20 protein-coding genes are annotated in these 23,736 nt (G+C 68.3%); 9 read left to right on the forward strand and 11 right to left on the reverse strand.

The genetic code is table 11. The annotated features are described in order from the left end of the window. The first annotated feature begins 268 nt into the window (after positions 1-268). Genes ACFWPX_RS17565 through ACFWPX_RS17595 form a run of 7 tightly spaced genes read left to right on the forward strand, consistent with a single transcriptional unit; the run spans position 269 to position 10,016 of the window. Complete coding sequence (locus ACFWPX_RS17565) at positions 269-1,864, forward strand: SMP-30/gluconolactonase/LRE family protein (RefSeq protein ID WP_378928267.1); 1,596 nt, start codon at positions 269-271, stop codon at positions 1,862-1,864. Next, on the forward strand, positions 1,861-2,718 hold the full coding sequence (locus ACFWPX_RS17570; protein WP_378928268.1) for an SDR family NAD(P)-dependent oxidoreductase: 858 nt from the start codon (positions 1,861-1,863) through the stop codon (positions 2,716-2,718). The genes ACFWPX_RS17565 and ACFWPX_RS17570 overlap by 4 nt, the downstream gene beginning before the upstream one ends. Before the next feature lie 29 nt (positions 2,719-2,747). Beyond that, positions 2,748-4,121 (forward strand): aromatic ring-hydroxylating dioxygenase subunit alpha, encoded by a 1,374-nt coding sequence (locus ACFWPX_RS17575; RefSeq protein WP_378928269.1) that lies wholly within the window; start codon positions 2,748-2,750, stop codon positions 4,119-4,121. A 25-nt stretch (positions 4,122-4,146) separates the two neighbouring features. Continuing rightward, positions 4,147-5,970, forward strand: coding sequence for a flavin-containing monooxygenase (locus tag ACFWPX_RS17580; RefSeq protein WP_378928270.1), 1,824 nt, complete (start codon positions 4,147-4,149; stop codon positions 5,968-5,970). Next, complete coding sequence (locus ACFWPX_RS17585) at positions 5,967-6,899, forward strand: SDR family NAD(P)-dependent oxidoreductase (protein ID WP_378928271.1); 933 nt, start codon at positions 5,967-5,969, stop codon at positions 6,897-6,899. The genes ACFWPX_RS17580 and ACFWPX_RS17585 overlap by 4 nt, the downstream gene beginning before the upstream one ends. After that, the gene (locus tag ACFWPX_RS17590) at positions 6,880-8,586 is read left to right on the forward strand and encodes a thiamine pyrophosphate-binding protein (RefSeq protein ID WP_378928272.1); all 1,707 of its coding nucleotides are present in this window, start codon (positions 6,880-6,882) and stop codon (positions 8,584-8,586) included. Before ACFWPX_RS17585 ends, ACFWPX_RS17590 begins: the two co-directional genes overlap by 20 nt. 2 nt (positions 8,587-8,588) lie before the next feature. Further along, complete coding sequence (locus ACFWPX_RS17595) at positions 8,589-10,016, forward strand: aldehyde dehydrogenase family protein (RefSeq protein ID WP_378928273.1); 1,428 nt, start codon at positions 8,589-8,591, stop codon at positions 10,014-10,016. A gap of 46 nt (positions 10,017-10,062) precedes the next feature. Here ACFWPX_RS17595 and ACFWPX_RS17600 read toward each other — a convergent pair whose 3' ends face one another. From ACFWPX_RS17600 to ACFWPX_RS17650, 11 genes are all read right to left on the reverse strand, one after another. Then, positions 10,063-11,214 carry an acyl-CoA dehydrogenase family protein gene (locus ACFWPX_RS17600; protein WP_378928274.1) on the reverse strand — a complete coding sequence of 384 codons (1,152 nt, stop codon included), beginning with the start codon at positions 11,212-11,214 and terminating at the stop codon, positions 10,063-10,065. Positions 11,215-11,229: 15 nt separating this feature from the next. Then, positions 11,230-12,372 carry a thiolase family protein gene (locus ACFWPX_RS17605; RefSeq protein ID WP_378928275.1) on the reverse strand — a complete coding sequence of 381 codons (1,143 nt, stop codon included), beginning with the start codon at positions 12,370-12,372 and terminating at the stop codon, positions 11,230-11,232. 2 nt (positions 12,373-12,374) lie between these two features. Then, a complete protein-coding gene (locus ACFWPX_RS17610) occupies positions 12,375-13,211 on the reverse strand; it encodes an enoyl-CoA hydratase/isomerase family protein (protein ID WP_378928276.1) in 837 nt (278 codons plus the stop codon). Positions 13,212-13,325: 114 nt separating this feature from the next. Further along, positions 13,326-14,600 (reverse strand): CaiB/BaiF CoA transferase family protein, encoded by a 1,275-nt coding sequence (locus ACFWPX_RS17615; RefSeq protein WP_378928277.1) that lies wholly within the window; start codon positions 14,598-14,600, stop codon positions 13,326-13,328. Continuing rightward, positions 14,600-15,364 (reverse strand): SDR family NAD(P)-dependent oxidoreductase, encoded by a 765-nt coding sequence (locus ACFWPX_RS17620; protein WP_378928278.1) that lies wholly within the window; start codon positions 15,362-15,364, stop codon positions 14,600-14,602. Before ACFWPX_RS17620 ends, ACFWPX_RS17615 begins: the two co-directional genes overlap by 1 nt. After that, complete coding sequence (locus tag ACFWPX_RS17625; protein WP_378928465.1) at positions 15,364-16,530, reverse strand: acyl-CoA dehydrogenase family protein; 1,167 nt, start codon at positions 16,528-16,530, stop codon at positions 15,364-15,366. The genes ACFWPX_RS17620 and ACFWPX_RS17625 overlap by 1 nt, the downstream gene beginning before the upstream one ends. A 29-nt stretch (positions 16,531-16,559) precedes the next feature. After that, positions 16,560-16,919, reverse strand: coding sequence for a hypothetical protein (locus tag ACFWPX_RS17630; RefSeq protein ID WP_378928280.1), 360 nt, complete (start codon positions 16,917-16,919; stop codon positions 16,560-16,562). Further along, a complete protein-coding gene (locus ACFWPX_RS17635; protein WP_378928281.1) occupies positions 16,916-17,677 on the reverse strand; it encodes an ABC transporter ATP-binding protein in 762 nt (253 codons plus the stop codon). The genes ACFWPX_RS17630 and ACFWPX_RS17635 overlap by 4 nt, the downstream gene beginning before the upstream one ends. After that, the gene (locus ACFWPX_RS17640) at positions 17,674-18,387 is read right to left on the reverse strand and encodes an ABC transporter ATP-binding protein (protein ID WP_378928282.1); all 714 of its coding nucleotides are present in this window, start codon (positions 18,385-18,387) and stop codon (positions 17,674-17,676) included. The genes ACFWPX_RS17635 and ACFWPX_RS17640 overlap by 4 nt, the downstream gene beginning before the upstream one ends. Beyond that, positions 18,365-20,488 carry an ABC transporter permease gene (locus tag ACFWPX_RS17645; RefSeq protein WP_378928283.1) on the reverse strand — a complete coding sequence of 708 codons (2,124 nt, stop codon included), beginning with the start codon at positions 20,486-20,488 and terminating at the stop codon, positions 18,365-18,367. The genes ACFWPX_RS17640 and ACFWPX_RS17645 overlap by 23 nt, the downstream gene beginning before the upstream one ends. A gap of 16 nt (positions 20,489-20,504) precedes the next feature. Continuing rightward, positions 20,505-21,887 (reverse strand): ABC transporter substrate-binding protein, encoded by a 1,383-nt coding sequence (locus ACFWPX_RS17650; protein ID WP_378928284.1) that lies wholly within the window; start codon positions 21,885-21,887, stop codon positions 20,505-20,507. A gap of 234 nt (positions 21,888-22,121) precedes the next feature. Here ACFWPX_RS17650 and ACFWPX_RS17655 point away from each other — a divergent pair, with 234 nt between their 5' ends. Both ACFWPX_RS17655 and ACFWPX_RS17660 read left to right on the forward strand, forming a co-directional pair. Next, a complete protein-coding gene (locus ACFWPX_RS17655; protein ID WP_378928285.1) occupies positions 22,122-23,393 on the forward strand; it encodes an aromatic ring-hydroxylating dioxygenase subunit alpha in 1,272 nt (423 codons plus the stop codon). Then, positions 23,374-23,736 (forward strand): hypothetical protein, encoded by a 363-nt coding sequence (locus tag ACFWPX_RS17660; RefSeq protein ID WP_378928286.1) that lies wholly within the window; start codon positions 23,374-23,376, stop codon positions 23,734-23,736. The genes ACFWPX_RS17655 and ACFWPX_RS17660 overlap by 20 nt, the downstream gene beginning before the upstream one ends.

The following is a 23,736-nucleotide window of genomic DNA, read 5'->3' on the forward strand; positions in this document are numbered from 1 at the left end:
ATCGATACCCGGTATTGGATAATCTAATTCTCACGTTCTTACATATCTAGTTCCCTTGCCTTTTCGACGAGTCGCCCGACCTCGATCGTCACTTTCGCGGCACCGCATCACCCCTCGGAGCGCCTCGTCATACAGCCATGCCCGCACCCATAGAAGAGGCGCTGAGCAGGGGTTCCTCCCGGGAAAATCCAGTATTGCAATCATTGTGAGGATTGACGTACCGTGACCCGCAACACCCACTGATCCGACCGTAGGGGAGGGCCCCACAGTGACCCGAGGGGCGCGCTACCGCAGCGAGACACCATTCACCGTCGCCGAGGGCTGGAGCCTGCGCCGACTCACACCACCGAGCCGCCTCTTCGGCGCCAACGGCCTACGCACCGGCGCGGACAACCGCATCTACGTCGCGCAGGTGGCAGGCAGCCAGATCAGCGCGCTCGATGTCACCACCGGCGAACTCGAGACCGTCAGCGCCAAGGGCGGCGACATCGTCGCCCCCGACGATCTCGCCTTCGACACCGAGGGCAATCTCATCGCCACCGAGTACATGGACGCACGCGTCAGCGTGCGCAGCCCCGACGGCACGTCGCGCGTCCTTCGTGCCGACCTGCCCGGCGCGAACGGCATCACCTTCCACAACGGCAGGCTCTTCGTCAACGAGTGCCGGGTCGGCGGCCGCCTGATGGAACTGCCGCTCGACGGCAGCGCCCCGCGTGTCCTGCAGGACAACCTGCCGATGCCCAATGCCATGGAGTTCGGCCCCGACGGGCTTCTCTACTACCCGGTCATGGGCACCAACGACATCTGGCGCATCGACCCCGACGGCGGCGAACCCGAACGGGTCGTCGGCGATCTCGGCGTGCCCGACTCGGTCAAGTTCGATGCCGAGGGTTTCCTCGTCTCGACCCAGGTCGGCACCGGCGAGGTGCTGCGGATCGACCCGCGCACCGGCGAGCGGCGGGTTCTGGCCGCGCTGGCACCCGGTCTGGACAACTGCGCCTTCGTCGGCAACCGGCTGTTCGTGTCGAGCTTCACCGGCGAGATCACCGAAATCCTCACCGGTGGCGCGACGAAAGCCGTTCTGGAAGGCGGTCTCATGTGGCCGCTGGACCTCACCGTGACTCCCGACGGCACCCTCTACGTCGCCGACGGCACCTACCTCTACGCATACGGTGACGCCGGGCTCACCCAGGTCGCCTCACTGTTCAGCCTCAACACTCCCGGCTATGTCCGCGGCGTCACCGCCGTCGGCCCCGGCGAGCTCCTGGTAGCCACCTCCTCGGGCGAGATCGCCTCCTACCGGCCGGGTCCCGAGCCCGTCACCGAGGTACTGGCCGAAGGTTACGACCAGCTCTACGGCATCGCCGCCACCGCGGACGGCACCGTCGTGGTCGCCGAATTCGGTGCGGGACGGGTGCTTTCGCTGCGCGGCGGCTCGGTCGAGGTGCTGGCGAGCGGACTGGACCGCCCGCTCGGCGTGGCCGTCGGCCCCGATGACACCGTGCTGGTCTCCGAGTCGGGCAGCGGACGGATCGTCTCGATCGGCAGCGGCGGGGTGGACACGGTCGTCGACGGATTGGACACGCCACACGGAATCCTGGTGCGCGGCAATCAATTGCTCATCGTCGATGTCGGGCTCAAAGCGCTGATCGAGTTCGACCTCGCGACCAAGGTCCGCAGCGTGCTCGCCGCGAACCTGCCGGTGGGTGTGCCCGAAGGCGTGGTCGCCAAGCCACTGCTCGGCACTCCACCGTTCTCCGGTCCGATGGGCCCGTTCGCGGGCATCACCGCCGGACCCGACGGCACCGTGTACCTCTCCGCTGACGCCGAGGGCAGTGTGCTCGCCCTCCAGGTGCGGGCATGAGCGCGGCGGCGGGCCTCGACGGCCTGGGGCTGGGCGGGCGGATCGTCATCGTCTCGGGCGCGGGCGGCGGTGGCATCGGTACGGCGGTCACCCGCCTGGTCGCCACCGCCGGGGCGACCGTGGTGGCGGTGAGCCGGTCGAAGGACAATCTCGACACCCATATCAATCCCCTGGCCGCCGAAGGCCTTTCGGTGATCCCGGTCGCCGCCGACGCCGGCACCGACGAGGGGATCGCGAAGGTCCTCGACCGAGTCGCCGACCTGCCCGGCAGCCTGCACGGACTGGTGAACGTGGCAGGCGGCGCCGACCCCGCCACCTGGATGCCCGCCACCCGCGTCACCCGGGAGGACTGGCGCGCGCTGTTCGCCCAGAACCTGGAGACCATGTTCTTCATGAGCCAGGGTGTAGCCAGGGCACTGCGCGAACAGGGCAGCCCGGGGTCGATCGTCTCGGTCTCCTCGATCAGCGGGATGAACACCGCGCCCTTCCACATCGCCTACGGCACCGCCAAAGCCGCCCTGGTGGCGGCCACCCGCACGCTGGCCGTGGAGCTGGCCCAGGACGGTATCCGGGTCAACGCAGTCGCGCCCGGTGTCACCGAGACCCCGGCCTCGCGGGCCTATGTCGGCGCCGACCCCGACCGCGACCAACGCGCCATCACGATGGGCAGGCGCGGGCAGCCCGAGGAACAGGCCGGGCCGATCCTGTTCCTGCTCTCGGACCTGTCGACCTATCTCACCGGTCAGACGCTGCTCGTGGACGGCGGCCTGAATCTGCGCTGGACCCATCTGGGCGGTGACCACACCTCGTTGTTCCTCGAGAACGAGGACTTCCGCGCCGCCATCACCCGCTGACAAACCACGGTGTGCATCAGGAGGATGTCATGACCGAAACCGCCGAGAACGCCGCCGATCCCACCACGGACCCGCTGTCGACCCCGATGACCATCGGCGTCGAGGCCTACATTTCCCCGGAGTACGCCAGGGCCGAGGGCGATCGCCTCTGGGCCAAGGTGTGGCAGCAGGTCTGCCGGGTGGAGGAGATCCCCCGGGTCGGGGACTACCTGACCTACGAGATCGCCGCCGACTCCGTCATCGTGGTCCGCACCACGCCAGAGACCCTGCGCGCCTATCACAATGTGTGCGCGCATCGCGGCCGCCGACTGGTGGACACTCCCCCGGGCGCGCACGACGGGCGCGGCCAGGCCCGTCAGTTCACCTGTAGCTTCCACGGCTGGCGCTACGACCTCGACGGCCGCAACACTTTCGTCGCCGAACGCGAGGACTGGCCGTGCGGTCTCACCGCGCGCAACGACGGCCTCCAGAAAGTCCAGATCGACACCTGGGGTGGCTGGGTCTGGATCAACATGGACCCCGACTGCGAGCCCCTGCGCGACTACCTCGAACCCGCCGCGTCCCTGCTCGAGCACTTCGAGCTGGAGAAGATGCGCTACCGGTGGCGCAAATGGCTGACCTTCGACTGCAATTGGAAAGTCGCCTTCGAGGCGTTCATGGAGACCTACCACGTCCCCTACACCCATCCGGAGTTCTCCAACTTCGGTTCCTTCCTCGGCTGGGCCCGCGCGCAGGGCAAGCACAGCAATATCGGCTACGACGCCCCGAAGGGCATGGAGGAGAACCAGGCCAAGCTGCGGGTCGGTGGCGGCGCCGACGCCAGGATCTCCACCGCCCAGCTCCAGAACTTCACCTGGGACAACGCCAACACCAACACCACCCGCACCCTGGTCGACGTGGCGAACCGGCTCGTCGACGAACTGCCCGAGGGCACCCCGTCGGACCAGGTGCTGCGCTACTGGCTCGAAACCGCACGGGCCGAGGACCAGGCACGCGGCGTCGATTGGCCCAAGGTCGAACCCGACATCGTCGCCCGCAGCGGCACCGCCTGGCAGATCTTCCCGAACTTCCAGATCGGGCACGCGGTCAACAACATGCTCTGCTACCGGTTCCGCCCCTACGGCACTGATCCGGACAAGTGTGTCTTCGAGGCCGCGGTCTTCGAGCTGTTCCCGGAAGGCGAAGAGCCGCAGACCGAATGGGAGTACACCCCGGTCGGCGACCCCGGCTGGCGCACCGTGCTGCCGCAGGACTTCGACAATATGGCCGCGGTCCAGCAGGGCATGAAGTCGCGCGGCTTCTCCGGTCCCAAGCCCAACCCCTATCGCGAACGCAGCGTGGTCAACCTGCACCACAACCTCGCCCGGTACATGGACACCGGCGCGCCCCGCGATCTCGCCTGAATCACTCTCCAGCAAGGAAATCCGCATGAGCGACTGCGCACCCACGCAGACCCCCGACATCGACGTCGAGGAACTCCGGGCCGTCTACCTCGCCGAACGCGACAAGCGCGTGCGCACCGAGGGCCAGGGGCAGTACCTGGTCACTGACGGCGGCTTCACCGACTTCTACGAGGGCGACCCGTACACGAGAGTGGTGCCACGGGAACCGATCACCGACGAGATCGGCATCGCGATCCTCGGCGGCGGCTGGGCGGGCCTGCTCGCCGCCGCCCGCCTCGAGGAGGCCGGGATCACCGATTTCCGGATCATCGAGCTGGCAGGCGATTTCGGTGGCGCGTGGTACTGGAACCGGTATCCCGGCATCCAGTGCGACACCGACAGCTACGCCTATCTGCCACTGCTCGAGGAAACCGGCTACATGCCCACCGAGAAGTACGCGCGCGGCGACGAGTGCTTCGAGCACGCGCAGCGGATCGGCAAGCACTACAACCTCTACGGCCGCACGATCTTCAGCACGCTGGTGCAGTCGCTGCGCTGGGACGACGAGCTCGACCGCTGGCGCATCGGCACCAACCGCGGCGACGACCTGCGCGCCCGCTTCGTGATCATGGCGCAGGGCCCGTTCAACAAGCCCAAACTGCCTGGTATCCCCGGCATCTCGGAGTTCACCGGCCACACCTTCCACAGCGCGCGCTGGGATTACGAATACACCGGTGGCGGCATGCGGGGTGGGCTGGACAAGCTCGCGGGCAAGAAGGTCGCGGTGATCGGCACCGGCGCCAGCGGCATCCAGATCGTGCCGCATCTCGCCGAATCCGCTGAGCACCTCTATGTCTTCCAGCGCACCCCCTCCTATGTCTACGAGCGCGGTGACGTGCCGACCGATCCGGAGTGGGCCGCCTCGGTGCAACCGGGCTGGACCCGTGAGCGCAAGCGCAACTTCCACACCGCCGCGTTCGAGGCGTTCACCCCGGGCCAGGCCGACCTGATCTGTGACGGCTGGACCGAGGTCAGCCGCAACCTCGAGGCGCATCTCAGCGCCACCGGCGGGTGGGCGACGCTCACTCCGGAGAAGTTCATGGAGTTGCGTGAGCTCGAGGACTACAAGGCGATGGAGCGGGTGCGCGGGCGCGTCGACGAGATCGTCACCGACCCGGCCACCGCGGCCGCGCTCAAGCCGTACTACCGGTTCCTGTGCAAGCGGCCGTGTTTCAACGACCAGTACCTGCCCACCTTCAACCGCGAAAATGTGACCCTGGTCGATGTCGCGAAAACCAAAGGCGTGGAGCGGATCACGGCCAGGGGCATCGTCGCCGACGGCGTCGAGCACGAGGTCGACTGCATCATCTTCGCCAGCGGCTTCGAGATCACCACCGATCTGGACCGCCGCTTCGGTATCGCGCCGTTCGCCGGCCGCGACGGCCACTCGCTCTACGAGCACTGGGGCGACGGCTACCAGACCTTGCACGGCCTCACCACCCGCGGCTTCCCGAATCTGTTCTTCACCGGGTTCCTGCAGGGCGGGGTCACCGCGAGCACCACCGACATGTTCGATCAGCAGGCCGAGCACATCGCCTACATCCTGAAGCAGGCCGTCGACACCGGGGTCACCACGGTCGAGCCCACCGCCGAGGCGGTGCAGGAGTGGGTGACCACGGTGCGCGAGACCGCCGTCGACAACAGCACTTTCCAGCGCGAATGCACGCCGGGCTACTACAACAACGAGGGCGAGAAGAACATCCGCTCGCATCTCGGCGAACCGTACTGGCCCGGCTTCTACGCCTTCGGCGACCTCCTGCGGACCTGGCGCGACAGCGGCGACCTGCCCGGCCTGGAGCTGAGCAGATGACATTGCGATTCGACGATCGCGTCGCCGTCATCACCGGCGCGGGCCGCGGCCTCGGTCGCGCCTACGCGCTGCTGCTGGCCGAGCGGGGCGCCAAGGTCGTGGTCAACGATCTGGGCAGCAGTGTCCGCGGCGACACCGTCGAGGGTGATCCCGCCGCCGCGGTGGTGGCCGAGATCCGCGCGGCGGGTGGCGAAGCCGTCGCGTGCGGCGAGTCGGTCGCGACGCCGGCGGGCGGGCGCGCGATCGTCGACGCCGCGCTGTCGCACTTCGGGCGGCTCGACATCCTGGTGCACAACGCGGGCAATGTCCGCTACGGCTCGCTGAGCGAGCTGAGCTATGAGGATTTCGAGTCGGTGCTCGATGTGCACCTGCGCGGGGCGTTCCACGTGGTGCGCCCGGCCTTTCCGATCATGGCCGAGGCCGGATACGGCCGCGTCGTGCTCACCTCCTCGATCGGTGGGCTCTACGGCAACAAGGGCGTCGCCAACTACGCGGTGGCCAAGGCCGGGATGATCGGGCTGTCCAATGTCGTCGCGCTCGAGGGCGCGGACTCCGGCATCACCAGCAATGTCATCGTGCCCGCCGCGGTGACCCGGCTGGCGGACGGGCTCGACACCTCCGCCTATCCGCCGATGGGACCCGAGCTCACCGCCCCCGCGGTCGGGTGGCTCGCCCACGAATCCTGCTCGATCACCGGCGAGATGCTGGTGGCCGTCGCAGGCCGGGTGGGCCGGGCCTATATCGCCGAAACCCCGGGGGTCCATCGGCCCTCGTGGACGATCGAGCAGGTCGGCGAGCAGATCGACGCGATCCGCGACACCACGGATTCGTGGATCCTGCCGCCGGTTCCGGCCGGTCACACAGATCACCTCAGGAAGAGTTTCGCGCTAGTGACGGAGGCACACCGGCATGTCGGTCAAAGTCTATGAACGGATCCTTCAGCTCTTCGAAGCCGAAGGTATCAACACGATTTTCGGTATCCCCGATCCGAACTTCGTGCACATGTTCCATCTCGCGGAGGAGCGCGGCTGGAACGTGATCGCACCGCATCACGAGGAATCGGCCGGTTTCATGGCCGAGGCCGCCTCCCGGATGACGGGCAAGGCGGCGGTCTGCATCGGCACCCTCGGGCCCGGTGTCGCCAATCTCGCCGGCGCGATGATGTGCGCGCTGGTGGAGAACTCGCCGGTGATCTTCCTGGGCGGTCAACGCGCCCGGATCACCGAGCAGCGGGTGCGGCGCGGGCGCATCCAGTTCGTCAAACAGGCCGCGCTGTTCGAGAACTCGGTGAAGTACAGCGCCAGCATCGAATACGCCGACCAGACCGACGAGATCATCCGAGAGGGCCTGCGCAAGGCGCTCACCGGAACCCCCGGCCCGGTCTATATCGAATACCCCTCGCACGTCATCCTGGAAGAACTGGATGTGCCCGCTCCCCTGCCACCCTCGGCGTATCGCCTGGTCGGCCAGACGGCGGGCGCGGACAAGATCGCCGAGGCGGTGGAGCTGCTGCGGGCGGCGAAGCAGCCGATCCTGCTGGTGGGACACGGTGCGCACACAGCGCGCGCGGGTGCGTTGGTGCGGGAACTGGCCGAGCTGCTCGCGGTGCCGGTGATCCAGACCTCCGGTGGCACTTCCTACATCGAGGGGCTCGAGGACCGAACGTTCCCCTACGGCTTCTCCCCCTCGGCGGTCGAGGCCGTGGTGCAGTCGGATCTGTGCCTGGCGATCGGCACCGAGCTGGGTGAGCCGGTGCACTACGGGCGCGGCAGGCACTGGGTGGCGAACGAGGCGAACCGGAAATGGATTCTGGTCGAACAGGATCCGACCGCCATCGGGGTCAACCGGTCCATCGACGTGCCGCTGGTCGGCGATCTGCGCGCGATCGTGCCGCAGCTGGTCGATGCGCTGCGCGACACCCCGCGCACGGCCACCCCCGAGCTGGCAGGCTGGATCGAACAGGACGCCGCGCGGCTGGCCGAACTCGCCGAGACCGCACCCTCCGGGCGCACCCCGGTGCACCCGGCGCGGCTGATCGTGGAGGCCACCAAGGCTTTTCCCGCCGACGGCATCATGGTGCGCGACGGCGGCGCCACCACGATCTTCGGCTGGACCTACTCCCAGGCCAAGCCGCACGACGTGATCTGGAACCAGAACTTCGGCCACCTCGGCACCGGCCTGCCCTACGCGGTCGGCGCCTCGGTCGCCGAGGGCCGCAAGCGACCGGTGATGCTGATCTCCGGTGACTCCTCGTTCCAGTTCCAGATCGCCGAGCTGGAAACGGCTGTGCGACTGAACCTTCCGCTGGTGTCGGTGGTCGCGGTGGACTACGCGTGGGGCCTCGAGGTCGGGGTGTACAAACGCACGTTCGGGCAGGGCTCGCTCGAGACCGGCGTGCACTGGGGTACCGGAACCCGGTTGGACAAGGTGGCCGAGGGCTTCGGCTGCTACGGCGAGTACGTCGAGCGCGAGGAGGACATCGCGCCCGCGATCAAACGGGCCTACGCCAGTGGCAGACCGGGCGTGATCCACGTGGCCATCGACCCCAAGGCGAACTCCGAAGAGATGCCCTCCTACGACGAGTTCCGCACCTGGTACGCGGAAGGAACACAGTAGACATGCCAGATATCTCCACGTTCTATGTCGGCGGCAAGTGGATCGAGCCCGCCGGCACCGCGACCTTCGAGGTCGTCGACCCGGCCACCGAGGAGGTCTACGGCACCGTCGCCGCGGGCACCGCGGCCGATGTCGACCGGGCGGTGGCCGCCGCGCGCGGCGCGTTCGCGAGCTGGTCGACGAGTTCGGTCGACGAGCGCCTCGCCGTGCTGACCGCGATCGGTGTCGAGTTCGAGCGCCGTCGCGGCGATTTCGCGGCCGCGCTGACTGCCGAGATGGGCGCCCCGGCGGCGCTGGCAAGCGGGTTCCAGCTGAATCTGGTTGCCGGACATCTCGATACGTCGATCGAGGTGCTGCGGGACTACCCGTTCACCGAGCAGCGCGGTGCCACCCTGATCGCCCGCGAGCCGATCGGTGTCGCGGGGCTGATCACGCCGTGGAACTGGCCGTTGAGCCTGATCGCGGTGAAGGTGTTCCCCGCGCTGGCCGCCGGGTGCACCGTCGTGCTCAAGCCCTCGGAGCAGTCGCCGTTCAGCGCGCAGATCTTCGCCGAGGTCCTCGACGCCGCCGGAGTGCCTGCCGGGGTGTTCAACCTTGTCCACGGTGACGGGCCGGGGGTGGGCGCGCCACTGGCCGCGCACCTGGATGTCGACGTCATCTCCTTCACCGGTTCCACCCGGGCCGGGATCGAGGTGGCCAGGGCCGCCGCGCCGAGCGTCAAGCGGGTCACCCAGGAACTCGGCGGCAAGAGCCCCAATATCGTGCTCGACGACGAGCGGTTCGCGGCGAATGTCGCGGCGGGCATCGGTCCGCTGATGATGAACTCCGGCCAGACCTGTAGCGCGCTGACCCGGATGCTCGTGCCGCGGGCCCGGATGGACGAGGCGATCGCGGCGGCGAAGTCGGCCGCCGAGCAGCTGACCGTCGGCGATCCGACCACCGAGGTCACCCTCGGCCCGGTGGTGTCGAAGGCCCAGTTCGACAAGGTGCAGGGGCTCATCCAGCGCGGCATCGATGAGGGCGCGACCCTGGTCGTCGGCGGCACCGGCCGTCCGGACGGGCTGGCCAAGGGCTACTACGTCAAACCGACGGTGTTCGCGAACGTCACCAACGACATGACGGTCGCCCGCGAGGAGATCTTCGGCCCGGTGCTGACGATCCTGGCCTACGACAGCATCGATCACGCGGTGGAGATCGCCAACGACACCGAGTACGGGCTGGCCGGCAATGTCGCGGGCGCCGACCTCGACCAGGCGCGAGCGGTGGCGCACCGCATCCGGGCCGGGTACGTCTCGATCAACGACGGCTTCGATTTCCACTGCCCGTTCGGCGGGTTCCGTAAGAGCGGCAACGGCCGCGAATGGGGTGCTTTCGGTTTCGACGACTACCTCGAGATCAAGGGCATCCTCGGGTACGCGCCGACAGCCTGACGTGAAAAGCGCCGGAATCGTGGGATTCCGGCGCTTTCGCGTTCGGTCAGGACAAGCCGAGGTCCCTGGCGACGATCATCTTCATCACCTCGCTGGTTCCGGCGTAGATGCGGGCAACGCGGGCGTCGGTGTAGAGGCGGGCGATCGGGTATTCCGTCATGTAGCCGTAGCCGCCGAACAGTTGCAGGCAGCGGTCGACGGTGCGGGCCTGTACCTCGGTGCAGAACAGTTTCACGCGGGCGGCGTCGGCGCCGGAGAGCACGCCGTCGACCAGGTCCGTGACTGCCCGGTCGATCATGGTCTGCGCGGCCTCGACTTCGGTGGACAGTGCCGCCAGCTCGAACTTGGTGTTCTGGAACGAGGCCACCGGGGTGCCGAAAGCCTTACGCTCCCTGGTGTATTCGACGGTGGCGCCGATCGCCGCGCGCGCCTGGGCGACCGAGCCGACCGCGACGGTGAGCCGTTCCTGGGGCAGGTTGTGCCCGAGATAGCCGAAGGCCGCGCCCTCCTCCCCCAGCCGATTGGCCACCGGTACACGCACATCGGTGAACGACAGCTCCATGGTGTCCTGCACCTTGCAGCCCATCTTCTCCAGTTCCCGGCCGCGTTCGAAGCCGGACATCCCGTCCTCGACGACCAGCAGCGTGAGTCCGGCCCTCCGGTTGTCGGGGTCGGTGGCGGTGCGCGCCACGACGATCACCAGATCGGCGAGCAGTCCGCCGGTGATGAAGGTCTTGGCGCCGTTGAGGATGTAGTGGTCGCCGTCGCGGACCGCACTGGTGCGCATCCCGGCCAGGTCGGAGCCGGTGCCGGGTTCGGTCATGGCGACGGCGGTGAGCAACGATCCGGCGGCGAGGCCGGGGAACCAGCGCTCGCGTTGCGCGGCGTCGGCGTATTCGAGGAAGTACGGCAGGATGACGTCGAGCTGGGTGCGGACGGTCCCGAGCGTCACCAGGGCGCGGGCGGCCTCCTCCTGCAGGACCACGTTGTAGCGGTAGTCGCGCAGGCCCGCACCGCCGAACTCCTCGGGCAGCGCGATACCGAGCAGGCCGAGTTCGCCCATCTCGGTGAAGATCTCGCGGGGCATCCGCCCGGCGCGTTCCCAGTCCGCGTAGTTCGGTGCGATGCGTTTCTCGACGAAACCGCGCACCAGTTCCCGGAATGCCTCGTGATCGGGCGTGAACAATTCGCGACGCACGTGATCTCCCCGATCTCAGACGAGCTCGACGATGGTGGCGTTGGCGGTGCCGCCGCCTTCGCACATGGTTTGCAGGCCGTAGCGAATCCCGTTGTCGCGCATGTGGTGCAGCATGCGGGTCAGCAGGACCGCGCCCGAACCGCCGAGCGGATGGCCGAGCGCGATCGCCCCGCCCAGCGGGTTGAGCCGGTCCGGGTCGGCGCCGGTCTCGGCCAGCCAGGCCAGCGGCACCGGTGCGAAGGCCTCGTTCACCTCGTACACCCCGATCTCGGACAGCGCGAGCCCGGCGCGGCGCAGCACCTTCTCGGTGGCGGGAATCGGGCCGGTGAGCATGAGCACCGGATCCGAACCGGCCACCGCGCCCGCGCGATAGCGAGCCAGCGGGGTGAGCCCCAGTTCGCGCGCCTTCTCCGGTGTGGTGAGCAGCAGGGCGGCCGCGCCGTCGGAGATCTGGGAAGAGTTGCCCGCGTGGATGACTCCGTCGTCGCGGAAGGCAGGCTTCAGCTTCGCCAGCTTCTCCACGCTGCTCCCCCGCCGGACGCCCTCGTCGACCTCTACCACGTCGCTGCCGGTGATCACGGGCACGATCTGCTCGGTGAAGGCGCCCGCGTCCTGGGCGGCGGCGGCGAGTTCGTGGGAGAGCACCGCGAATTCGTCGACGCGGGTCCGGTCCAGGCCCCATTTCTCGGCGATGAGTTCGGCCGAGACACCCTGGTTGAACTCGAAACCGTCGTAGCGGGCCAGCGCCTGCGGACCGTACGGTGCGCCACCGGCTTTGGCGGCACCGAGGGGCACCCGGCTCATCACCTCGACCCCGCCGGCGACCACGACATCGGCCATGCCGGACATGACCGCCTGGGCGGCGAAGTCGACGGCCTGCTGGCTGGACCCGCAGGCGCGGTTCACGGTCGTGCCGGGCACGCTCTCCGGCCACCCGGCGGCCAGCACCGCGTACCGGCCGATATTGCTCGACTGGTCGCCCACCTGGGAGACACAGCCCCACACCACATCGTCCACGACGGCCGGGTCGAGGCCGGTGCGTGCGGCCAGTGCCGTGAGTACACGGGCGGACAGGTCGGCCGGGTGTACCCCGGCCAGACCGCCGTTGCGTTTGCCAACCGCGGTGCGGACCGCGCCTGCGATGACTACCTCGGGCATGTCTATCTCCCGTTCTCGGAGCTCGTGGGACGGATCGGTGGACGATGCACCGTCCACCGCCCGGTGAAGCGTGGTTCGCGCCGTTCGGCGAACGCGGCGAAGGCTTCCGGCGCATCGGCCGTGGCGAAGTTCAACCCCTGCGCGCGGGTTTCGGCGGCGAGCGCCTGGCGCAGGGTGGCGTCGGCGCCCTCGTGCAGCAATGCCTTGGTCTGGGCCAGCGCGACCGGTGGGCCCGCTGCCAGCCGGGCGGCGAGATCGTCGGTGAACGCGTCGATCTCGTCCGCGGGCCTGATCCAGGTGACCAGCCCCAGCTCGTGTGCTTCATCCGCAGCGATGGTTTCGGCGAGCAGCGTCAGCCGTTTGGCCTGCTGCATCCCGACCAGCCGGGGTAGCAACCACGAACCACCCAGGTCGAGGGTGAGACCGCGGGCCGTGAACACCTGCGCGAAGGTCGATTCCGGGGTCGCGACCACCAGATCGCATCCCAGCGCCAGATTCCACCCCGCACCGATCGCGGGCCCTGCGACCTTGGCGACCGTGGGCAGCGGCAGTTCGTGGAGCAGCGTCGCCACATCGGTGAGCGGACGCATGCGGTAGATCGGGTGCGCGTTGTCGGGCACCGAGATGTCGGCCCCGGAACAGAAGGCGCTGCCCGCTCCGGTGAGGACGAGCGCCCGCACACTGCGATCGGTCGCGACTACGCGCAACGCGTCGGCCAGGGTGGCGAAGAGTTCGGCGTCGATGGCGTTGCGCCGGTGGGGGCGATTCAGGGTCAGCGTGCGCACGCCGTCGCTGTCGGAGACCAGGAGAACCGAGTCGGCGGAGTCGTCACCGGTCATGGCGCCACCTCCCTCGGTATCGTGCGCGGTCGACGTCGGCCCAAACGTGCCCGTTCAGGGGGCCCCGGCCCTGGCCACTCGTCGGCGTCTCGGCCGAGCAGGCTCCGGTACCCGTCATGTCGCGACCTCGGTGCGGGCCGGTCCACCGAGGACGGCAGCGGCACGAAGACGGTCGATTTCCTCAGCGGTACAACCCAATTCGTTCAGGATGCGGTCGGTGTCGGCGCCGAGGGCGGGGACCGGACCCATGGGTGGCTCGTAGTCGGCGATCACCGCGGGTGGCAGGAGGGACGGGATGGGGCCTGCTGGGGTGTCGATGTCGCGCCAGCGGTTGCGCTGTGTCAGTTGTGGGTGGGAGATGACTTCGCTGGGGCGGTTGTAGCGGGCGTTGCCGATGCCTGCTTCGTCGGCGATGCGCTGGATGTCGGCCAGGTCGTGGCGTGTGCACCAGGCGGTGATGGCGGCGTCGAGTTCGGCGCGGTGGCGGGTGCGGCCGGTGTTGGTGCGGAAGCGGGGGTCGTCGGCCAGGTCGGGGCGTTGCAGGATGGTGGTCGCCAGGCGCTGCCATTCGCGGTCGTTGGTGGTGCCGAGGACGACGGTGTTGCCGTCGGCGGTCGGGTAGGCGCCGTACGGGGCGACGGCGGGCGAGCTCATGCCGAGGGGTTCCTGATCCACTCCGGCGTGCCGGGCGTAGGTGAGGTGGTAGCCCATCAGTTCGGCCATGGTGTCGAACAGGCTGATGCCGATCGTTGCGCCCTCGCCGCTCACCAGGTGGTCGAGGCGCTCAGGCCCGCCTGTGGCCGCCTTGGCGTCGCGACGGTACAGACACATCATGATGGAGAGCGCGGCGTACAGCCCGGTGGTCGCATCCGCCACGGGTGGACCGGGTTTGGCGGGTTGCCCAGCTGTCCCGGTCACCGCGCAGACTCCCGCCTCGGCTTGCACCAGCAGGTCGTAGGCGCGTTTGTGCGACAGCGGCCCGTCCCGGCCGAACCCGTCGATCTCGACCGCGACGAGCGAGGGATACCGGGCGGCGAGCTCGTCCGGCGACAAACCGAGCCGGGCGGTGGCCCCGGGTGCGAGATTGGACACCAGCACATCGGCACCGCTCAGCAGCCGATGCAGAACATCCAGCCCCGCATCGGTTTTCAGGTCGAGGGCAACCGATTCCTTGCCCCGGTTCACCCAGACGAAGTGGGCGGCCTGCCCGAGCACCACATCGTCGTAGTGCCGGGCGAAATCACCGCCAACCGGGTTCTCGATCTTGATCACCCGCGCACCGAAATCGGCCAGCACCCGGGTGCACATGGGCGCCGAGACGGCCTGTTCCAGCGCGATCACGGTGATCCCGGCCAGCGGCGCGGCCGCGGCCGGGTCGACCGGCGTCATCAGATCACCGTGCCGCCGTCCACCGGCAGCACCTGCCCGGTGACGAAGGAGGCGGCATCGGAGGCCAGGAACACGAACGCGCCCGCCACCTCGTCCGGTTCGGCCCAGCGGCGCAACAGGATCCGGTCCAGCATCTGCGGCGCGAAGCGGTCGTCGGTGCGGATGGCTTGGGTCATCGTGGTCGCGGCCAGCGGCGCCACCGCGTTCACCAGGATCTGTTTGCGGGCCAGCTCTTTCGCCATCGACTTGGTGATGCCGATGACCGCCGCCTTGGCCGCGGAGTAGTTCACCTGGCCGAGCGTGCCGACGATGCCCGCCGCGGAGGTGACATTGATGATCCGCCCGGTCCCGTCGGTGGGCAGGTACGGCAGCGCCGCCTGGACACACTGGATGGCCCCGAGCGCGTGGATGTCGAACAGACGCCGCACCGATTCCCCGGTGGTCTTGTCCAGCATCGCCGGCGCGGTCACCCCGGCATTGTTGACCACGATGTGCAGCGCGCCGCCGGTGAGCGCGGCCGCTCGCTCGGCGGCCTCGGCCGCCGCGTCGGCGTCGGTGACGTCGAAGGCGAAACTCGCTGCGGTGCCGCCGTTTCCGGTAATTTTCTCCGCGACGGCGGCCGCGGCCGCACCGTCCAGATCGGTCACCAGCACCGCGGCACCCGCCGTGGCGAGCGCTTGGGCGACCGCGGCACCGATGCCACCCGCCGCCCCGGTCACCAGCGCCGAACGCCCGGTGAGGTCGAACAGTGTCTGTGGCGCCATCAGTAGCTCCTCGGTAGGCCAAGGGCGTGTGTGCCCAAAAAGTTCAAGATCATTTCCTGGCTGACCGGCGCGATCTTCATCACCCGCGACTCCCGGAAATACCGGGCGACGTGATATTCCTCCGCGTACCCCATCCCGCCGTGGGTCTGCAGGGCCCGATCGGCTGCGGTGAAACCGGCGTCGGCGCACAAGTACTTGGCCGTATTCGCCTCGCGCCCACAGGATTTGCCGTTGTCGTAACGCCAGGTCGCCTGGCGCAGAACCAGTTCGGCGGCGTCGAGCCGGGCCAGTGAGTCGGCCAGGGGGAACTGGATACCTTGGTTCATGCCGATCGGCCGGTCGAAGACGACCCGCTCCTTGGCGTAGCGCACCGCCCGGTCCAGGGCGACCCGGCCGAGGCCGAGCGCCTCCGCCGCGATCAGCATGCGTTCGGGGTTCAGACCGTCCAGCAGGTAGCGGAAGCCCTGCCCCTCCTCGCCGACCCGGTCCTCGACCGGCACCCGCAGATCATCGATGAACAGCTCGTTCGAGCTCACCGCGTTGCGGCCCATCTTGGCGATCGGGCGGATGTCGACGTGGGCACGGTCCAGATCCGTCAGGAACAGGGTCATGCCGTCGGTCTTCTTCTCGACCTCGTCGTAGGGCGTGGTCCGGGTCAGCAGCAGGATCTTCTCCGACTCGAGCGCCTTGGAGATCCACACCTTGCGGCCGTTCACCACGTAGTGGTCGCCGTCGCGGCGGGCCGAGGTGGTGATGCGCGGAGTGTCCAGTCCCGCACCGGGTTCGGTGACGCCGAAGCACACGTGCAGCTCACCGGCGGCGATGCGCGGCAGGGTGCGCTGCTTGAGTTCGGTGGAACCGTGCACCACCACCGGCTGCATCCCGAAGATGGACATGTGGATCGAACTCGCGGCGTTCATCCCGCCGCCGGAGCGCGAGACCTCCTCGGCCAGCAGGGTGGCCTCGGTGATGCCGAGGCCGTGCCCGCCGTATTCCTCGGGGATGGTGATGCCGAGCCAGCCGCCGTCGGCGATCGCCCGGTAGAACTCGGTGGGGAATTCGTGGTCCCGGTCGTGTTCGAGCCAGTACTGATCGTCGAACTTGCGGCACAGCTGGGCGACCGAGGAGCGGATGAGCTCCTGGTCCTCGGACAGGTCGAAATGCATGCCTTCTGGCATTGTGCGGTCTCCTTTCCTCAGCCGGCCGATCCGGACGGCATCGGCTCCCGGATCGTCCGTTCGGCGAGCCCGTCGAGCTCGTAGGCCTGCCGGGCCAGCCAGAACCGCAGGAAGTTGGTCAGCGAATAGCGCAGGAACACCGCGGAACCGGTGACGGCGGCAGCCACCCCGCCCAGCGCCAGCACGATCGCGTCGCGCTGGGCCAGTGGATCGGTGGTGTTGTGTGACATCAGGTAGGCCAGCGCGGCGAGCACCGGACCGGCCACCATGAGCACCACCCCGGTGCGCAGCCACAGCCCGGATCGACCGGCCGACGGGTCAGGAATCTTGAGTTCTCGCAGGTCACGGGTGAAACGGTCCGCGCGGGATTCGGTCATGATGGGTCACTTCCTAGATAGAGGGCAGCCAATTCGTTGCGGAGTCCGCTGTCCGGATGTCCTCGGCGCACCACGCGTCCGCGCACCAGCACGGCCGCGTGATCGGCGATGTCGAGAACGGCGGCGGCGAATTGCTCGACGACGAGCACCGCCACGCCCTGCCGGGCGATCTCGGCGACCTGTTCGTAGAGCCGTTCGACCACCAGCGGGGCCAGGCCCATGGACAGTTCGTCGAGCAGCAGCACCGCAGGGTCGGTGGCCAGTCCCCTGGCCAGGGCCAGCATCTGCTGCTCTCCGCCGGACATGGTGCCTGCCACCTGACCGGCGCGGGTGTGCAGGATCGGGAACCGGTCGAAGGCGATCTCCTCGATCTGGGCGCGGGTGCGACCGGTGCAGGTCATCATCCAGAGGTTCTCGCGCACAGTGAGATTGGGGAACACGCCGCGACCTTCGGGGATCAGGCAGACCCCGGCAGCGGCCAGATCGCGGCCCGCCGCCCCGGTGACGTCGCGCCCGCCCAGTTCCAGGCTGCCCGCCGTCACCGGGTGGGTGCCCGCCACCACGTGCAGAGCCGTCGTCTTGCCCGCGCCGTTGGGTCCGAGCAACGCGACGACCCGCCCGGCCGCGACCTCGAGGTCGACGCCGTGCAGCACGGTGATCGCACCGTAGGCGGCGCGCACGCCCCGCAAGGCCAGCAGGGGCGCCGGGCCGGTCGTCTCGGTCGAGGCCGCCGTGGCGGCCGGATGCACGGTGGTCACAGGTCCCCCAGGTAGGCGGCGAGGACGGCTTCGTCGGAACGGATGGTCGCGGGCGGGCCGGAGGCGATCATCCGGCCGAGGTCGAGCACGTAGACCTCGTCGCAGACGTTCATCACCAGGCCCATGTCGTGTTCGACCAGCAGCACGGCGGTGCCCTCCTCGGCGAGTGCGCGCAGCAGGTCGCCGAAGCGCTCGGTCTCGGTGTGGTCCTGCCCGGCGGCGGGTTCGTCGAGCAGGATCACGCTCGGCCGGGCCGCGACCGCCCGGCCCACCTCGACCAGTCGTCCGGTGCCGGTGGGTAATTCGTCGGCGCAGGCGTCGGCGACCGCGGCCAGGCCGAACCGGTCGATGATGTCGTCGACGATCTGTCCGGCCCGGCGCCTGGCAGGCCCGAGTTCGGCGGCTACCAGCAGGTTGTCGCGCACGCTGAGCCGGCCGAACAGTTCGAGCCGCTGGAAGGTCCGCGCCATTCCGTGCCGGGCGCGGCGGGCGGGTCCGGCCCGGGTGACGTCGCGACCGGCGAGGCTCACCCGCCCGTGCACCGGAGTGCGCAGGCCGCAGATCACGTCGAACAGCGTGCTCTTGCCCGCGCCGTTCGGCCCGATCAAGCCGGTGATCGTGCCGGCTTCGGCGCGCAGCGTTGCGGCGTCCAGTGCCCGGTTGCCGCCGAACACGACGGTGACATCGTCAACTTCCAGTAGTGACGGCACGATCGAGCACCTCCTCGTCCTCGGGTGTCCAGGGCCGCCGGATGCCCCACCATTCGACCGGCACTTCCGACGGATCGGCCACGGGCCGGTTGCGCACCGAACTCCAGATCCGCGCCGCCACGGTCGCGACGACGACACCGCCGGTGAAGGCCCAGCCGTCGATCGACTCGAGCAGTCGCAGGCCCCACAGCCCGAGCACCACGAGCACCAGCAGCGGTGCCACCACCCGGTCGCGCAGCATCGGGAACCATTCCCGGCGCAACGGGGCGATGGCCCCGTCCTTGAGCACGCCACCGCCGAAGAGGATGCCGCCCAGCGAGGGCAGCACCTGCGAGAGATTCAGCAGGCCGGGCCACAGCACCGGAATCACATTGAGCGGACCGGCGAACACCAGACCGGTGAACATGCCCGCCCCGATCGCGCCGAGCCCGGCGATGGTGACGATCAGGAAGATCGGCAGCCCCGCCACCAGGTTGAACTGATCCGGTGCCACTGCCTGCATCTGCATCCCGTACAGCGCGCCACCGAGCCCGGCGATGGCCGCCGAGAGCGCGAACACCGTCACCCGCGCCAGCAGCAGGCTGCCGCCGAGGGTCGCGTAGGCGGCCTCGCTGTCGCGCAGCGCGATCAGCCTGCGGCCGAATCGGCTGCGCCGCAACAGCGCGACACCGAAGCCGGCCGCCGCGAGGCAGACCGCCGCGAACACGGTGATGCCCGCGGTGGTCTCCACCTTCAGCCCGAACAGATCCGGTCCGGCGATCGACACCGACCCCTGATCGAACAGTGCGATGCGCACCCCGAGGATCTCGAAGGCGGGCAGCGTGAAGATCCACCGGTCGAGCACGACCGCGAAGGCGGCGGTGGCCAGTGCCATGTAGACACCCGAAAGCCGCAGTGCCGGAATCGCTATCACCGCGCCGACGAGTCCCGCGATGCCCATGGCCGCGAGCAGCGCCCACCACTGACCGTCCGGTCCCAGGTGCCCGTATGCCACCGCGCCGATCCCGGCCAGCCCGAGCTGGCACAGCGAGATCTGTCCCGCGAACCCGAGCAGCGGCACATACGACAGCGCGATGACGCCCCAGGCGAACATGGCGCCGTAGGTGATCAGATCCGGCTCGCTGAGCATCGTGGCCAGCATCAATCCGAGGGTGACGATCACCGCCGCGAAGGCCGCGGAGCCGCCGAGGGTGGGCAGCGGCACCGCGCCCACCCGCCGGTCGCGTCCGCGCAACCGGCCGTGCGGGAACAGCAGCAGCGCGACGAACAGCAGCAGCGCCGGCGCCGCGAGCCGTAGCCCCGGCAGGTACTCGTTCTGTGGCAGATACCCGGTCAGGTAGCTCTCCAGCAGACCGACGACCACCGCGCCCACGAACACCATCGGCAGATTGCGCAACCGCCCGAAAATAGCGGCGGTATAGGCACTCACGATGAGCAGCGACAGCTGTGCCGCGTCCAGGGTGACCATCGGCGCGATGAGGATGCCGCCGATCGCGGCCAGTTCGATGCCGAGGATCCAGGCGATCCGGTTGGCCCGCTGCGGGTCGGCGCCGGTGAGCCCCACCAGGGCGCGGTCGTCGACGGTGGCCCGCATCTCCACCCCGGTTCGGGTGCGGTACAGCAGGATCCGCAGCGCGATCGCCACCGCGATCGCGACCGCGATGGTCAGCGCCTGGTGCCAGGTCAGCGTCACCACGCCCAGATCGATCGACGGCTGGTCCGTGAAGAACCGTGGCAGCGACCGCGATTCGTTCGGGTTCCAGATCCAGCGCGCCAGCACGATCAACCCGCTGAGCAGCGCGATGGTCATCACCAATTTCTCGGCGTCGCCCAAACCCTGGGTCGGCGCCAGGGTCCGGCCGAAGAACAACCCGAAGGCCGGGGCGAAGACCAGCAGCACCGCGGTCAGCGCGAGCGGGACGGGCCAGCCCCAGCCGACCGACAGCTGCCAGTAGACGAAGGCCGAGACCATGCCCGCCGCACCGTGCGCGAAGTTGAACACCCCGGTGGTGGTGTAGGTGAGTACCAGGCCGCTACCGATCACGGCGTAGATCGCGGCGGTACTCAGGCCGACGATGCCGAAGGCGAGAAATTGCTCCATCAGCGGACGCGCTCCGTCACTTCAGATCCGCGAGACTCTTGCCGACCGAGGCCAGCGTCGCCGGCTGACCGAAGTCCGCCTTGTACCGGTAGGGAGTGAAGCCACAGCGGTACAGCCCGTCGGTATTGGGCGAGAACTGCGCGGACTTCCACCCGTCCGGGCGCGCCTGCTGCACGTTGAAGCAGCGGGTCTGGTCGGCCAGCGGCTTGGACAGGTCGACCGGTGCCTGCAGCCCGCCCGCGGTCCAGGCTGTCTCCTTCGCCGCGGTCTTGTAGACGCAGGCGCGGGTCAGCTCGGCACCGCACGCGGTGGCCGATTTGGCGAACAACAGCCAGGACTGGAAGGCGCGCAGCACCTGGAAGGTGATGGTGCTGTCGGGGGCGTACTGCTTGAAGAGGTCCTTCACCTGCTGTACCGCGGGCACCCGGTCGGCCGCGTCCAGCGGCGCGGTGCCGCTCATGTCGAGCACGTTGTTCTGCTGTCCGAGTGAGCTTTTCGCCGAGTCCAGGAACACCTTGTTGTAGGAGTTGGCGTTGGCGTCGATCCAGTCCAGCTTGTAGTTCATGCTGGTCAGCACGTCCTGCAGCTTCGCGAGATAGCGGAAGTCGCCGTAGAAGATCAGACCCTTCACCCCGGCCGCCTTGATGGCTTGGGCATAGGGCGTCCAGTCCGAGACACCCGAGATCGGGTACAGGTCGCTGTAGGCGATCCTCGCCCCGGCGGCGGCGAACGACTCGGTGAGCTTGTCGCCCATGACCTTGGTGATCGGCGAGTCGCCGTTGATCATGCCGATGGCGTTCTTGGAACCGGGGAAGGCCTCGTTGATCAGCCAATCCTGGAATCCGGTATAGGGATTCACGTTCTCCGACATCGACGAGCCCGCACCCAGCTGCAGGTCCGAGCCGGTGTTGGCGGTCTGGGAGACCTGCGCCGGGAACTCCGGCAGCAGGCAGTCGAGCCGGTCCTTGACGCCGAGACCGTCGAGCGCGGCGCTGCCGCCGACCAGGACGAAGTCCTCCCGACAAGCCTCGAGCGTGCGCTGGCGGACCTCCATGAGCTTGGTGTCGCGCAGGTTGGTGACGATCTTGCGGCCGTTGATACCGCCCGCCGCGTTGCACCACGACGTGAAGACCTTCGCCGCGTCGACGAAGTCGGGATTCTTGGTGAAGCCGATGTCGGAGAAGACACCCACCTCGATCTCGGTCGCTGTCACGCCCTGTGCCTGCGTGCTGCCCGGCGTGCCCGACTTGCAGACATCGCTGAGCGTGCCGAAGTCGCCGGACGCGGCAGGGGCGGCCGGACCGCCCGCACCGTCCTCGCGCGCTCCGCTCTCCCGGCCGCACCCTGCCACCAGGAGAGCGACCGCCATCAGGGCGATGACTGTTCGCTGTGGTTTCACCGTAGATCCTCCTCCGTGAGCAGCCGCGGCATGGCGCCCGCTGCAACGGAAACTATCTTCTCAGAATCGGATAATCAATATCGAGTTTCCGGAGAGTATGAATCTTCCAGGTCGACTGAGGCCGCTCGCCCAGCACTGACACCGGGCGGCCGAAGCCGCGTTTGACAGCGCTCGACCTGCATGGAAATCTAGTAGTCAGTTTTGGAGAATCGCATTCTCACGAGAGGGAGTCCATTGGCACACTTCACCAAACCAGCGGCGGGGAGCTGGACACAGAACTATCCCGAGCTGGGCACCGGTCCGGTGGACTACACCGACTCCATCGACCCCGCCTTCTACGAGGACGAGCGCCAGGCGATCTTCCGCAGGACGTGGCTGAACGTCGGCAGGGTGGAGCGGCTGCCCCGGATCGGCAGTTACTTCACCAAAGAGCTGCCCTGCGTCGGCTCGTCGGTCGTGATCAACAAGGACCGCGACGGCCAGATCCACGCCTTCCACAACATCTGCCGCCACCGCGGCAACAAGCTGGTGTGGGACGACTACCCCAACGAGGAGACCGCCGGCTCGTGCAGGCAGTTCACCTGCAAGTACCACGCGTGGCGCTACGACCTCAACGGTGACCTGAACTTCGTCCAGCAGGAGAAGGAGTTCTTCGACCTGGACAAGAGCAAGTACGGCCTCAAGACGATCCGCTGCGAGGTGTGGGAGGGGTTCATCTTCATCAACCTCGACCCGAACGCCAAGCCGCTGATCGACTACCTCGGCCCGATGATCAAGAGTCTCGGGGGCTACCCGTTCCACGAGATGACCGAGGTCTACAGCTACAAGGCCGAGATCGGCAGCAACTGGAAGCTGTTCATCGACGCCTTCGCCGAGTTCTACCACGCACCGATCCTGCATCAGAAGCAGGCGGTCCAGGACGAGGCCGACAAGCTGGTCACCAGCGGTTTCGAGGCGCTGCACTACGAGATCGAGGCGCCCCACTCGATGGTGTCGTCCTGGGGTGGCATGGCTCCGCCCAAGGACCCGAACATGGTCAAGCCGATCGAGCGCGCACTGCGCAGCGGGCTGTTCGGGCCGTGGGATCGGCCCGATATCGAGGGCCTCGACCCGCTGCCGGAGGGCATCAACCCGGCCCGCCATCGCGCCTGGGGCATCGACGAATTCGAGATCTTCCCGAACATGTCGTTGCTGTTCTGGGCGCCGGGCTGGTACCTCACCTATCACTACTGGCCGACTGCGGTGAACAAGCACATCTTCGAGGCCAACCTCTACTTCGTGCCCGCCAAGACCGCGCGCGAGCGGCTGGCCCAGGAGCTGGCCGCGGTGACCTTCAAGGAGTACGCGCTGCAGGACGCGAACACCCTCGAGGCCACCCAGACCATGATCGCCACCCGCGAGATCAGCGACTTCCCGCTCAACGACCAGGAAGTCCTGCTGCGTCACCTGCACACCACCGTCCAGCGCATCGTGAAGGAATACCGCAATGACAACGCCGACAAGTGAGGCCGCGACCGTGACCGAGCAGCAACTGCCCACCGAGTTCGCCGATCTCGCGCGGTTCTCCGACTGGATCCTGCCGACCGAACCCGAGCGCTACACCAAGCGCCTGGCCTCCTCGATGGCGCAGATGCAGGAGCTCTACGACGCCGGGATGCAACGACTCGACGCCGCGCTGGACTACTGCGACAAGTACGACATCAACGATCTGCCCGACGAGGTGCGTAACCTGTTCAACCTGCTGCAGTCGGTGGTGATGGTGTCGTTCCCGATCGAGTGCTGGAAGCAGCCCCGGGTGCCGGACTCCGGCGCGGCCTATCTCGATATCGTCCACGAGCCCCTGGTCTGA

Origin of the sequence: Nocardia sp. NPDC058518 (assembly GCF_042719655.1) — a bacterium.
GTDB lineage: Bacteria > Actinomycetota > Actinomycetes > Mycobacteriales > Mycobacteriaceae > Nocardia.

Bases quoted from the DNA above. Each gene is read 5' to 3' on its own strand.
- ACFWPX_RS17570 (WP_378928268.1), top strand. From the start codon at position 1,861: ATGAGCGCGGCGGCGGGCCTCGACGGCCTGGGGCTGGGCGGGCGGATC.
- ACFWPX_RS17575 (WP_378928269.1), top strand. From the start codon at position 2,748: ATGACCGAAACCGCCGAGAACGCCGCCGATCCCACCACGGACCCGCTG.
- ACFWPX_RS17580 (WP_378928270.1), top strand. From the start codon at position 4,147: ATGAGCGACTGCGCACCCACGCAGACCCCCGACATCGACGTCGAGGAA.
- ACFWPX_RS17585 (WP_378928271.1), top strand. From the start codon at position 5,967: ATGACATTGCGATTCGACGATCGCGTCGCCGTCATCACCGGCGCGGGC.
- ACFWPX_RS17590 (WP_378928272.1), top strand. From the start codon at position 6,880: ATGTCGGTCAAAGTCTATGAACGGATCCTTCAGCTCTTCGAAGCCGAA.
- ACFWPX_RS17595 (WP_378928273.1), top strand. From the start codon at position 8,589: ATGCCAGATATCTCCACGTTCTATGTCGGCGGCAAGTGGATCGAGCCC.
- ACFWPX_RS17605 (WP_378928275.1), bottom strand. From the start codon at position 12,372: ATGCCCGAGGTAGTCATCGCAGGCGCGGTCCGCACCGCGGTTGGCAAA.
- ACFWPX_RS17610 (WP_378928276.1), bottom strand. From the start codon at position 13,211: ATGACCGGTGACGACTCCGCCGACTCGGTTCTCCTGGTCTCCGACAGC.
- ACFWPX_RS17615 (WP_378928277.1), bottom strand. From the start codon at position 14,600: ATGACGCCGGTCGACCCGGCCGCGGCCGCGCCGCTGGCCGGGATCACC.
- ACFWPX_RS17620 (WP_378928278.1), bottom strand. From the start codon at position 15,364: ATGGCGCCACAGACACTGTTCGACCTCACCGGGCGTTCGGCGCTGGTG.
- ACFWPX_RS17625 (WP_378928465.1), bottom strand. From the start codon at position 16,530: ATGCATTTCGACCTGTCCGAGGACCAGGAGCTCATCCGCTCCTCGGTC.
- ACFWPX_RS17630 (WP_378928280.1), bottom strand. From the start codon at position 16,919: ATGACCGAATCCCGCGCGGACCGTTTCACCCGTGACCTGCGAGAACTC.
- ACFWPX_RS17645 (WP_378928283.1), bottom strand. From the start codon at position 20,488: ATGGAGCAATTTCTCGCCTTCGGCATCGTCGGCCTGAGTACCGCCGCG.
- ACFWPX_RS17660 (WP_378928286.1), top strand. From the start codon at position 23,374: ATGACAACGCCGACAAGTGAGGCCGCGACCGTGACCGAGCAGCAACTG.